Origin of the sequence: Cytobacillus firmus (genome assembly GCF_023715565.1) — a bacterium.
Lineage (GTDB): Bacteria > Bacillota > Bacilli > Bacillales > Cytobacillaceae > Cytobacillus > Cytobacillus firmus_C.
Map to the genome: position 1 here is coordinate 1 of NZ_JAMBOJ010000098.1, position 10,703 is coordinate 10,703.

At 38.2% G+C, this 10,703-nt stretch carries 12 protein-coding genes, 1 rRNA gene and 1 riboswitch; of the genes, 11 read left to right on the forward strand and 2 right to left on the reverse strand.

The features are described from left to right. Window positions 1-511 precede the first annotated feature (511 nt). The 7 genes from M3205_RS24200 (at window position 512) to M3205_RS24230 (ending at window position 6,844) form a co-directional block, all read left to right on the forward strand. Window positions 512-1,456: a nucleoside hydrolase gene (locus tag M3205_RS24200; protein WP_251172213.1), complete on the forward strand. Its 945-nt coding sequence runs from the start codon at window positions 512-514 to the stop codon at window positions 1,454-1,456. A gap of 195 nt (window positions 1,457-1,651) precedes the next feature. Further along, on the forward strand, window positions 1,652-2,140 hold the full coding sequence (locus M3205_RS24205; RefSeq protein WP_251172214.1) for a hypothetical protein: 489 nt from the start codon (window positions 1,652-1,654) through the stop codon (window positions 2,138-2,140). Window positions 2,141-2,708: 568 nt separating this feature from the next. Beyond that, window positions 2,709-2,791, forward strand: a riboswitch (ZMP/ZTP riboswitch). Window positions 2,792-2,874: 83 nt separating this feature from the next. Then, window positions 2,875-3,756: a bifunctional 5,10-methylenetetrahydrofolate dehydrogenase/5,10-methenyltetrahydrofolate cyclohydrolase gene (locus tag M3205_RS24210; protein ID WP_251172215.1), complete on the forward strand. Its 882-nt coding sequence runs from the start codon at window positions 2,875-2,877 to the stop codon at window positions 3,754-3,756. 210 nt (window positions 3,757-3,966) lie between these two features. Next, window positions 3,967-4,167, forward strand: a complete 201-nt coding sequence (locus M3205_RS24215) for a cold-shock protein (protein WP_076262882.1) — start codon at window positions 3,967-3,969, stop codon at window positions 4,165-4,167. A gap of 299 nt (window positions 4,168-4,466) precedes the next feature. After that, on the forward strand, window positions 4,467-5,921 hold the full coding sequence (locus M3205_RS24220; protein WP_251172216.1) for a DEAD/DEAH box helicase: 1,455 nt from the start codon (window positions 4,467-4,469) through the stop codon (window positions 5,919-5,921). A gap of 138 nt (window positions 5,922-6,059) precedes the next feature. Next, window positions 6,060-6,260 carry a cold-shock protein gene (locus M3205_RS24225; protein WP_095246127.1) on the forward strand — a complete coding sequence of 67 codons (201 nt, stop codon included), beginning with the start codon at window positions 6,060-6,062 and terminating at the stop codon, window positions 6,258-6,260. Window positions 6,261-6,346: 86 nt separating this feature from the next. Continuing rightward, the gene (locus M3205_RS24230; protein WP_251172221.1) at window positions 6,347-6,844 is read left to right on the forward strand and encodes a metallophosphoesterase family protein; all 498 of its coding nucleotides are present in this window, start codon (window positions 6,347-6,349) and stop codon (window positions 6,842-6,844) included. A gap of 7 nt (window positions 6,845-6,851) precedes the next feature. Here M3205_RS24230 and M3205_RS24235 read toward each other — a convergent pair whose 3' ends face one another. Continuing rightward, on the reverse strand, window positions 6,852-7,697 hold the full coding sequence (locus tag M3205_RS24235; protein ID WP_251172217.1) for a GNAT family N-acetyltransferase: 846 nt from the start codon (window positions 7,695-7,697) through the stop codon (window positions 6,852-6,854). Between the two features lie 157 nt (window positions 7,698-7,854). On the opposite strand from M3205_RS24235, the gene M3205_RS24240 reads away from it, so the two are divergent. Continuing rightward, window positions 7,855-8,247 (forward strand): cytosolic protein, encoded by a 393-nt coding sequence (locus M3205_RS24240; RefSeq protein WP_251172218.1) that lies wholly within the window; start codon window positions 7,855-7,857, stop codon window positions 8,245-8,247. 30 nt (window positions 8,248-8,277) lie between these two features. Here the strand turns inward: M3205_RS24240 and M3205_RS24245 are convergent, their stop codons facing one another. Further along, entirely contained in the window at window positions 8,278-8,571 is a 294-nt protein-coding gene (locus tag M3205_RS24245) for a DUF6509 family protein (protein ID WP_251172219.1), read from the reverse strand. Between the two features lie 273 nt (window positions 8,572-8,844). Between M3205_RS24245 and M3205_RS24250 the strand changes: the two genes are divergently transcribed. From M3205_RS24250 to M3205_RS24260, 3 genes are all read left to right on the forward strand, one after another. After that, a complete protein-coding gene (locus M3205_RS24250) occupies window positions 8,845-9,054 on the forward strand; it encodes a cold-shock protein (protein ID WP_095246131.1) in 210 nt (69 codons plus the stop codon). Window positions 9,055-9,490: 436 nt separating this feature from the next. After that, window positions 9,491-10,321, forward strand: coding sequence for a hypothetical protein (locus M3205_RS24255; protein WP_251172220.1), 831 nt, complete (start codon window positions 9,491-9,493; stop codon window positions 10,319-10,321). 297 nt (window positions 10,322-10,618) lie between these two features. After that, window positions 10,619-10,703, forward strand: a 16S ribosomal RNA gene (locus tag M3205_RS24260); the annotation flags it as partial.

Consider the following 10,703-nt stretch of genomic DNA (forward strand, 5'->3'; position numbering starts at 1 on the left):
CAGAAATGGCCTAGAAGATGACCTCGGAGAGGTCTATCATCATCTGAAAATGCTTCAAAGCCAATAAAATTCAAAAAAGAGGTCCGGAATGAGACTATTCCGAACCCCTTTTGTCTACAAACTGAAACTCTCCGGACGGAGAGTTTTCTTTTTATATGGGAATTTAAACAAAGGGGACATTCCGCAGGCATAATATATTATAAGGCTCTTTTCGTATAAATTGTTGTTTTTCGCTTATTAATGTTGTCCGTTGATTGAAGCAAGAGGATGCTCAGCGAACCACGGGGCGGGCGGTGAGCCTCCTCGACGCTGCGCTCTGTGGGGTCTCACCTGTCCTGCTACTCCCGTAGGACGTTGGATGGGCTACCTTGAGTAAACACCGCACGAAGAGAATGCGAATGCATTTTCGAGGATCTCGTACCTTCCGCTCCTATCAACTCAGTAAATATAATATAAATAGCAACAAACTTTGCGAAAACAGCCTATTATAAATAGGTAGCGGAGGTGGGTTATGTACAATGTTCTTATGTTTGTTGACTCTGGGGTTGATGATTCATTCGCCCTAATGTATGCCCTTCAGCATCCTGAGATTAATTTAGTTGGTGTAGTCAGCGCTTATGGCAATATAACCAAAGAAGAATCCATTAATAATACTGCCTATTTATTAAACCTTGCCGGCAGGGAGGACATACCGATAATAGCAGGGGCAAGCGGTCCCCTATCCGGTGAGACCGCTGTCTTTTATCCTGAAATTCATGGGGAGGAAGGCCTTGGGCCCATTCAGCCTCCGGAGGATTTCAGCAGCAAAATAAAGGTATATGATATAGACAAAATTATTGAAATTGTAAATCAATATAAAAATGACCTTGTCATCGTTGGTGTTGGAAGGCAGACTGATTTAGCCCTGCCGCTCATTCTTTATGGAAAGGATGCATATCAGGATGTAAATGCATTTTATTTAATGGGCGGTGCGTTTCTGGTTCCGGGCAATGTAACGCCAGAGGCCGAAGCCAACTTTTATGCTGACCCCATCGCAGCAGATTCAGTGCTGGAAAAAGCAAAAAATATATATATATTTCCTTTGAATGTAACAAATAAAGCGATTATCCTGCCTGAGATGATTAATTTTATTGTAAATAATACCAAGTCACCTTTTAAAGATTTAATCAAACCTGCTTATGATTTTTATTATGAAGCTTACAAAAAGCTTGTTCCGGGAATTCCGGGTGCACCTCTCCATGATGTTCTTGTTTTAAGTGTTTTAACAAACCCCGATCTTGTTAAATATGTTAAACGAAGAGTGAGAATTGAACAGTTTGGAAAGGCCAAAGGAAAAAGCATAGCGGATTTCAGGCCTAAGCCGGAAGAGGAACCGCCGGAAACAATTGATAACATCGCTATGGAGCTTGACCTGGAACCTTTTATTACTGATTTTATGGAGGTTTTTCTCTCTTAGAATAATCAACATTAGCTTTTGACACATTGTGTTAAAAGCTTTTTTATTTGGATTGAAGGGGATTGGGAAGTAGACATAGAATGTATTAACATGGAAAACATTTGCAGTAAGTAGAAAATCTTCCGTAAAAATAAAATGGCAATAAATCCATTTATCTTCCGCAAGATTAATCAAAATCAAATGGAGGCTTTCAAATTGCTGAAAAATAAAAAATTAAACATGACACTTTCTATTCTCGGAATGGTGATAGCCATTGCACTGGCTTACAGTGTGCTGGTCTTTTTAAATAAAGATGAATCTAAGATGCAGAAGACCTCGGCAAATGCGGTAGAGCCCGCACAGGGATTATTATACGAAGATTTAGGAGACTTCATTGCCTCCAATCACATTTTTTATAATGAGACACTTGGCTGGGGAAGAGACCGTAAAGTCAGCTGGCCAAAACAAAGAAAACAGGCTGAACTAATCATAAATTCCCTAAAAAAAATTTCAGCAGAGAATGAGGATCTGCAGAAGGATCTCGGTACAATAACAATCATGGCAGAAACTGTGCAGTCCGGCACGAAGGAAAAGGAAGTATTAATCAAACTGCACCGGTATTTTCATGATCTGGATATAGACTTTAATAACTATAAAGATACAACTGATTATTTTGATGTTACCGAGTATAAAGGAGAAAGCTAATTAGCGGGTGACAAGATTTTTTCTTGACAGATAACAGCATATAAGATATTATAGTGATTGAAGTATTTGAGGTATATTTTCAAGTCGTTAATTCACTTGGGATGTTCGGCACCCGAACTTCTTTTTGGTGGAACTGCGGCTTTTTATTATGTTTTATGCTCTTTAGGATTTTGAAAGAGTAAGTATGTGTTTGTAATTAAGAAAAATTTATGTGGACAGCTTAACGCTGAATGTTCTTCTTAATCATCTTCTGTAAACCAGACACTTCTCCGTATTTTTACTTCAGTAAGTTTCTTACCATTTAATATTAAAATCTCAGAGAGCATCTCAGTCGGAAAGGATTTCCGACCGACCTGATTCCCACTGGCGCGGTCTAGGAGCCGTAAGGATGGAAGAGAGGCAGGGCTTTCATTGTTTTAGGTAATAATTAATTAACTCAAATATATCACTTATAAGGACAGTATTTGCTGTCCTTTTTTATTTATTTTGCAAAAACACGAACATTTTAGTGTAATTTGATTTGATTATTTGTGTTTTTGTGATATTATCTACTCATTAGAATAGTTTTCAAAATCGCAGTGACTGACGACAATGCGGAATTAACCGCTGGGGAGCTGCGTCTATGTATAGCCGGTCGTCTGGGCAGAGATAAGGGATACCCTTGTCTCTTTTTTCATAACAAAATGGAAAAGCCCGCAAGCCGAATAGGTGCTTTTCCTATAGGAGGAATATGCATGGCGGAAAAAAAGATTATTCTTGATGGAATTGTTGTGGCAAAACATTTGAAAGACCAATTAAAGAATCGAATAGAAGAATTAAAGGCAAAAGGTGTTGAGCCTTGTTTAGCCACTGTTTTAGTGGGGGATGATCCTTCGTCTGAAACGTATGTAAGAATGAAGGGGAATGCATGTGAAAAACTGGGCATCTTATCAGAACGTATTCACATGCCAAAGGATACAACAACAGAAGAACTGCTGGAGAAAATTACGGAACTGAATAATGATCTTTCTGTACATGGCATCCTTCTCCAGCATCCCGTACCTGGACATATAGATGAACGCAAAGCTTTTGAAGCTATTGCAATTGAAAAAGACGTTGATGGTGTTACAAGTATAGGATATGGTCAAACTGCTTTCGGCTTTGGTGAATATCCGTCTTGTACACCTGCGGCTATTATGGAAATTATGGATTATTATAAATTGAATGCTGAAGGTATGCATGCTGTTGTTATCGGTAGAAGCCCAATCCTTGGCAAGCCGGTATCTGCCCTTTTACTCAATCGTAATGCAACGGTCACAACCTGCCATTCATATACCAAAGACCTGCCCATGATTGTTAAACAGGCTGATATTGTAGTTGCAGCTGTAGGAAAACCCAACTTTGTTAAGGGTGAATGGATTAAAGAAGGGGCTATTGTACTTGATGCTGGATATAATGAAGGGAATATTGGAGATGCAGAGTATGACAGCTGTTTCGAAAAAGCGTTTGCTATTACACCTGTACCTGGTGGAGTAGGACCTGTTACGATCTCCATGCTTTTGAAACATACCGTTCATGCTGCGGAAAAAACACTATCTTATAAGAAAATCGTAAGTAGTCAATTTATCCCGAATTAAAAATTGACTCCAAAAGGATTGACTTATAGATGTGTGTCGTTTATTATTAGGTTAACGCTGTAAAGTTCGTAATATACTTTTTGGATAAGTAGACGTAGCTGCAAAGAAATGTAGGCGATCGTTCATCCTCATTTCTGGTAGCTACGGCTTTTTTATGTTAAGTTATATGGTACATTATAGTGAAAAACAACTCATTGGGAGGCAACACAAATGAACACAGGTAAAGTTAAATGGTTTAATGCAGAAAAAGGTTTCGGATTCATCGAATCTTCAGAAGGTCAAGATGTATTCGTACACTTCTCCGCTATCCAAACTGAAGGTTTCAAAACTTTAGAAGAAGGTCAAGACGTTAACTTCGAAATCGTTGAAGGTAACCGTGGACCTCAAGCTGCTAACGTAACAAAAGCATAATTTTGCTTAATGAGGTGATGCATGTCTAATCATGCATCACCTTTTTATGTTTGCTTATCCACTTTGTAGCCTTCAGCATTCCTCAAAACAGATCTTCTGCAACACCTGCTTTTAGGATATGTATTTTTCATTTCACCCAATTAAAATTCTTCACTTACAAAAAGTTTAAAATTAGTACAAACGGAAATGTAAAAAAGAGATGCAAACTGGAAAGCCTAGTAAAGTGTCATTGTCGTCTTTATACAAAAAAAGTCTTACAGAACCTAATAATATTTATAATTCAAGGAGGAACACATATTTTGACAACTTTTTCAGATTTTGGTTTAAGTAATGAAATAGTAAAAGCTCTTTCTAACATGGGCTTCGAGGAACCAACACCAATTCAGGCACAGGCGATTCCGATCGGAATGCAAGGGAAGGACATGATAGGCCAGGCGCAGACTGGAACTGGAAAAACCACTGCTTTCGGTGTACCGCTTTTAGAGCAGATTGATTTAAACGCAGGTATTCAGGGTCTTGTCCTTGCGCCAACTCGTGAGCTTGCTGTACAGGTGGCAGAAGAATTAAACCGGATAGGACAGGTAAAAGGTGTCCGAACACTTCCTGTATACGGGGGCCAGGATATTAACCGCCAAATCCGTGCGCTTAAAAAACACCCGCATATTATTGCTGCTACACCAGGCAGATTAATTGATCATATCGAAAGAAAAACAATTCGCTTAAGCAATATTAAGATGGTTGTTTTGGATGAAGCGGATGAAATGCTGAATATGGGATTCATCGAGGATATCGAAAGAATCCTAAGCGAGATTAAAGGTGAGCGCCAAACCTTGCTTTTCTCGGCAACAATGCCAAGAAGAATTCAGTCACTTGCTGAAAAATTCATGCAGGAGCCTGAAATGGTCAAAGTAAAAGCAAAAGAAATGACTGTAAAAAATATTGAACAGTATTACATGGAAGTGCATGAAAAACAAAAATTTGATGTGCTTTGTAATCTTCTGGATATACAATCACCTGAGCTGGCGATTGTATTTGGCAGAACCAAAAAACGTGTAGATGAAGTGGTGGAAGGACTCATTAAGAGAGGATATTCGGCTGAAGGAATTCATGGCGATATTCCACAGGCGAAAAGAGATCAGGTAATCCGCCGATTTAAAGAGCAGACAATCGATATTATGGTAGCGACTGATGTTGCAGCCCGGGGTCTTGATATTTCAGGCGTTTCCCATGTCTATAACTTCGATATCCCGCAGGACCCTGAAAGCTATGTTCACCGTATTGGACGTACAGGCCGTGCTGGAAACAAGGGGCTTGCGGTTACATTCGTTTCTCCTAGAGAGATTGACCACCTGAAAATAATTGAAAATGTTACAAAGAGCAAGATGGCGAAACAGCCTGTTCCTTCCTTTAAGGATGTTGTTGCTGGCAATCAGCAGGCGACTATTACTAAACTTATGGAAGTTATTGAAAAAGAAGAACACGCAGACTTCAAGAGAGTGGCGGAAAATCTTCTTGAAGAAACAGATTCTGTTACGTTGCTTGCTGCAGCCTTTAAATTGCTGACTAAAGGTCCTGATGCTACACCGGTTAAATTAACTGCGGTAGAACCTGTCCGTGTCAGAAAACCAAAAGGTGATCGCGGAGGAAGAAGATTCAGCGACAGATCCAAAGGCGGCGGCCGTGATAGAAGAGATTTTAAGGGCGGCCGTGACAGACGCAGCAGTAAGCCACGCAGCAATAGCAATAAGGGATAAGGCGTCCTGAAATGCGACAAAAAGTTTTTTTGCTGCTTTTTGAATTTTTTATTATAAAAATTGAAGGTTTTACCCATATTAGTAAATGCAGGGTAATAAAATCACTCTGTGAGTTATTGATATTAGGAGGAAATTTACATGGCAACAGGCAAAGTAAAATGGTTTAACTCAGAAAAAGGTTTTGGTTTTATCGAAGCTGAAGGCGGAGAAGATGTATTTGTTCATTACTCTGCAATCCAGACAGAAGGTTTCAAAACCCTTGATGAAGGCCAGGAAGTTAACTTTGACATAGAGCAGGGCCAGCGTGGACCGCAAGCTGTAAATGTAACAAAGTTATAATGACTGAAAAGAGAGTCCCTTAATGGGGCTCTCTTTTAATTTTGGGGTAAATAAGGTACAACAGTAAGGAGAAAGGACTGATAGTGATTAGAATTCTCATTTTATCCGATACCCATATGCCAAAGAAATCAAAACAGCTGCCAGGAGTATTGCTGAATGAAATGGACGGCTGTGACTTAATTATTCATGCAGGGGATTGGCAGAGCATCGAACTTTATGAGAAATTAAAGAAGCTTGCGCCGGTTGAGGGGGTATATGGAAATACCGACAATGTTGAACTTCGCGCTATTTTGAAGGAAAAAATATTGCTTGAAATAAAAGGTTTTAAAATAGGTGTTGTCCATGGGCATGGAAAGGGGAAAACAACTGAAAAAAGAAGTATTGAGGCATTTATTAATGTAGGAGTAGATGCTATTATTTTCGGGCATTCGCATATCCCGGTCAAGAAATTTCATAATGGAATTATCCTGTTTAATCCCGGGTCTCCCACTGACAAGCGCAGGATGCCGAACTATTCGTTCGGCATCCTGGAAGTTACAGATAAGTTAATATTCAATCATGTATTTTTCCATTCAAAGGAATAAAAGTTCATTAAGGCTTAAGTGTATTAAGGTCAAATTCATAATAATCCTGTGTGCCGTATGATTCAAAGCCGCATGATTTGTATAATGATAGAGCATGGTCATTTTCTGCAGCCACTTCAAGATGTACCCAGTTTATTCCATTGCTGTGCTGATGGTTAACAGCATAGGTAAGGGCACTCCTGCCGATTCCTTTTCCCTGGAATAGAGGATCGACTGCAAATCCGTAAATCCAGGCAGCATCTTCATCTAGTTGAATCCTGACTTTGCCGGACTTTACCCCTTTGTATTCAATTATAAATGTCTTTTCATTTTCGCAGCTAAAGATATTGTTATTAAACGCTGCTGCTTCTTCTTTTGGAACATCAAAGCAAACTGTATCCAGATGATTAATGAAATCAAGGTCACTGCTCACTGCTTTCTCCAGGGTTACTTCCTGGTTTATTGTTCCGATCTCCGCACTTTTATGGCGCTTCATTTGATATTCGGAGAAAGAATAGCTGCTAGGCAATGACTGTATAAAACCTTTCGCGGATTCAGAAGAGGCTGGTGCATTAATAAGCAATTTGCTTATCTGGGTCAATTGTTTTACTGCTTTCTCGAACAGACTGCAGAAGATGCCCTTGCGTCTATGATCCGGATGGACCATTCCGCATAATTCCACCGGGCCTCCGAAACTATAAAGAGCAAGGTACCCTAATAATTTTCCGCCTTTATCATAATGAAAATAGTCATGCTTCTCATTTGCAGGTCTCGATTTTAAAGTATCCCAATTTAATTTTAATTCGATATTCTCTGTCTCTTGGCATATTTGCTGAAGAGAACGAATATCGTCTAATTGTTTTTTTGTCAGCAATCAGGCAGCCTCCTTTATTAAAAATTGATAATACCAATAATATATGAAAAGGGTTTAAACGATTAGTCCCAAAATTGAATACATTTGAGTGCTGATTGAAATGATGTTAATAAATATAGCTATATGTTAGGATTGTATGGATTAAGGGGGAGAAAGAATGAAAAATTTCACAGTGAAGTTCCATAAGGAAGACAATATTCAGGAGATGGTTGTTAAGAAGCTGAATGAAAATGACTTTGAACAATTTACAGAAGGTGGAACAAGGCATTTATTTGAATTAAACTCAAATGTTGGCTATTTTATAATTTTTGATGCTGTCGACAAGGAAGGTAAAGAATCTTACATGGTACTTCAATATGAAGGGGAATCGGAAGAACCAAGTGCATGCTTTGCTTTTGAATTAAAAGATTTTTATCAATTCACTGCTCTTTATCTGAATGATCTTGATTTTAATGAAGGAAATAATGTGGGAAGGGAAGAGGCTTATACACCTTTACAGCATTTAGCACATTTAATGTATCACATTATTGAAGAGGGAAAGGGAATTTAAATAAAGTAAAAGAGCAGGGGGGACCTGCTCTTATTCCTCTGCCTTGGAAAGGTTGTCCCGGCAGAAAGCTGAAACTGTTTTTTCTTCATCTTCATCTAAAGCGAAATCCAAAATCGTTCCAGAACCGCCTTCGACAAAATGATAATTAAGAATCCTCTCGTCTTCTCCATTTTTAAAATAAAGAACTCTTAGCTTAATGCCATTTTCTGAATATAATTCATCCTCTTCATCCACATTAATATCTAAAAAGAATTCGTAGCGGTCACCTGTTAAAATGCCAGTAGGATCCTGTATGTACTCAACAGAATAACTTGTAATGTTCATGTTCGTCACTCCTTCTATTGCTACTGTACTTGTCATTATACACTTTTCCCGGATTGGGTTAATAGTATTTACGATTTTTTGCAGTGTTTCAAAGTTTACAGATGCAGGTTAGAGCTTTTTGACAGAAACTTTTAAATATGTTATACTAATTTTAGTTAAAGAATATAATATTGCCCATAAACACTTGTTATATAGAGCCAGTGGTTCGTCACTTTATATAGCAAGTGATTTTTATTTTGGGTAAGGGTCTTACTCTTTGGGAGGTGCCGTTAAATGGCGATGGGATTTGGCAGAAAAAACATGGAAGAAATCAAGGTTGAAGAAGTGAAAATTTGGGAGTGTACATCTGAGGCCTGCAATTGCTGGGTAAGGGACAATTTCAAAAGCAGCCAGGTACCTCTTTGTCCGATTTGTAAAAGTGAAATGCAAGAAACGACTAAAGAATTGCAAGTCGTTAACAATAACAGCATATTTTCTAAATAGTTGAAAGGGCGAATAAATCGCCCTTTTATTTTTTGTATAGGCTCTTTTCGTATAAATTGTTGTTTTTCGTTTATTAATGTTGTCCGTTGATTGCAGTGAGAGGATGCTCAGCGAACCACGGTGCGGGCGGTGAGCCTCCTAGACGCTGCGCGTCTGTGGGGTCTCACTTGTCCCACTACTCCCGTAAGGACGTTGAATGGGCTACCTTGAGTAAACACCGCACGAAGAAAATGCGAATGCATTTTCGAGGATCTCGCACCTTCCGCTCTAATCAACTCAATAAATATAATATAAATAGCAACAAACTTTGCGAAAACAGCCTTAGTATAAAAGAGATTGGCATTTGTTTATTTACTATTTTCTTGTTCCGTGGAGCAGTATATGTTTTTACGAGATGAACAAAATAATGGAAACGAGCGAAACTGGATGTGAAAGAATGTCAAATTTGCTTTGGTTCCTTGGCTTAGTGCTCATAAGCATCGGTCTTATTTATATTACTTATAAGAATACAGCCTTTCGTTTTAATCTGGCGGTTTATTTCTTCGCCATGGGACTTTCCTTCTTAATGGAATATATCGTCTTAATTTTATTTGATGCTTACTCCTATTATCCGAATTTCTTTTCTAACCACATGTATAATGATGTTTTTGGGTCCAGTATTTCACAGGCTTTTTTTATTCCTAGTGTATTAATGACGATAGCAGCTTTTAGAATCCGCTTTAAGTGGATAATTTTGATAATAGCCTGTATTTATGGAATAGAAGAGCTATTTCTTTGGCTTGGCATCTATGAACATAACTGGTGGAGATCCTGGTATACTCCTGCGATATTGTTTGCGGCTGTATTTATTATAAAATGGTGGAGGAATAAAGTCGAAGACCCATCTTTTTTCATTCAATTTATAACTGTGTATATGGCTATCACCACAATCTTCCAAGGAGTCTCTTTTGGTTTAACGGCTATCGCAGGATCTCATCAATATAAAATCGGCTGGTTTGAGTCTCCTTATCAGGACCATGTAGCTTTCAGTGTTCTAATCTGGATTATTTATGCACTGCTGCTGACTGTAGTTATAACAAAATATTACCGATTCAGATGGCTAACATTATTATTTTTTGCGGATTTTGTATTTCATATCATCATGGTTAGGATGAACATTTTAGAAATAAGCTCTTATTGGAATCTTATTTTCTTTAGTGTGATACTTATATTATTACTATTATTAATCAGGAAATTAAATAATTATATGTTCCCGTCATGCAATTAACTCATGTCATTAAAGAAGGCTATTTAAGAATTAAAGAAAAAATAAATGGAATAAAATACCACGAATAATCCGTTGACCTGAAAGCTGGACAATGCTATTATTTAGGGACAGCTTTCACAAAACACCTTAAAAATAATTTTTAAAGTTTGTTGACACGGAAGGCTGTGAATGATATTATAATAAAGTTGCTTTAATAGATAGCAACTGAACAGATTGATCTTTGAAAACTGAACGAACATACGTCAACGTTTAAAACATTAGTCTTTTTCGAAAAGACAATCGAGCTATATCAACTCTTATATGGAGAGTTTGATCCTGGCTCAGGACGAACGCTGGCGGCGTGCCTAATACATGCAAGTCGAGCGGACAGATGGGAGCTTGC

Excerpts from the sequence above, each read along its gene's own strand:
- M3205_RS24200 (WP_251172213.1), top strand. The coding sequence starts at position 512 with ATGTACAATGTTCTTATGTTTGTTGACTCTGGGGTTGATGATTCATTC.
- M3205_RS24210 (WP_251172215.1), top strand. The coding sequence starts at position 2,875 with ATGGCGGAAAAAAAGATTATTCTTGATGGAATTGTTGTGGCAAAACAT.
- M3205_RS24215 (WP_076262882.1), top strand. The coding sequence starts at position 3,967 with ATGAACACAGGTAAAGTTAAATGGTTTAATGCAGAAAAAGGTTTCGGA.
- M3205_RS24225 (WP_095246127.1), top strand. The coding sequence starts at position 6,060 with ATGGCAACAGGCAAAGTAAAATGGTTTAACTCAGAAAAAGGTTTTGGT.
- M3205_RS24240 (WP_251172218.1), top strand. The coding sequence starts at position 7,855 with ATGAAAAATTTCACAGTGAAGTTCCATAAGGAAGACAATATTCAGGAG.
- M3205_RS24245 (WP_251172219.1), bottom strand. The coding sequence starts at position 8,571 with ATGAACATTACAAGTTATTCTGTTGAGTACATACAGGATCCTACTGGC.
- M3205_RS24250 (WP_095246131.1), top strand. The coding sequence starts at position 8,845 with ATGGCGATGGGATTTGGCAGAAAAAACATGGAAGAAATCAAGGTTGAA.
- M3205_RS24255 (WP_251172220.1), top strand. The coding sequence starts at position 9,491 with ATGTCAAATTTGCTTTGGTTCCTTGGCTTAGTGCTCATAAGCATCGGT.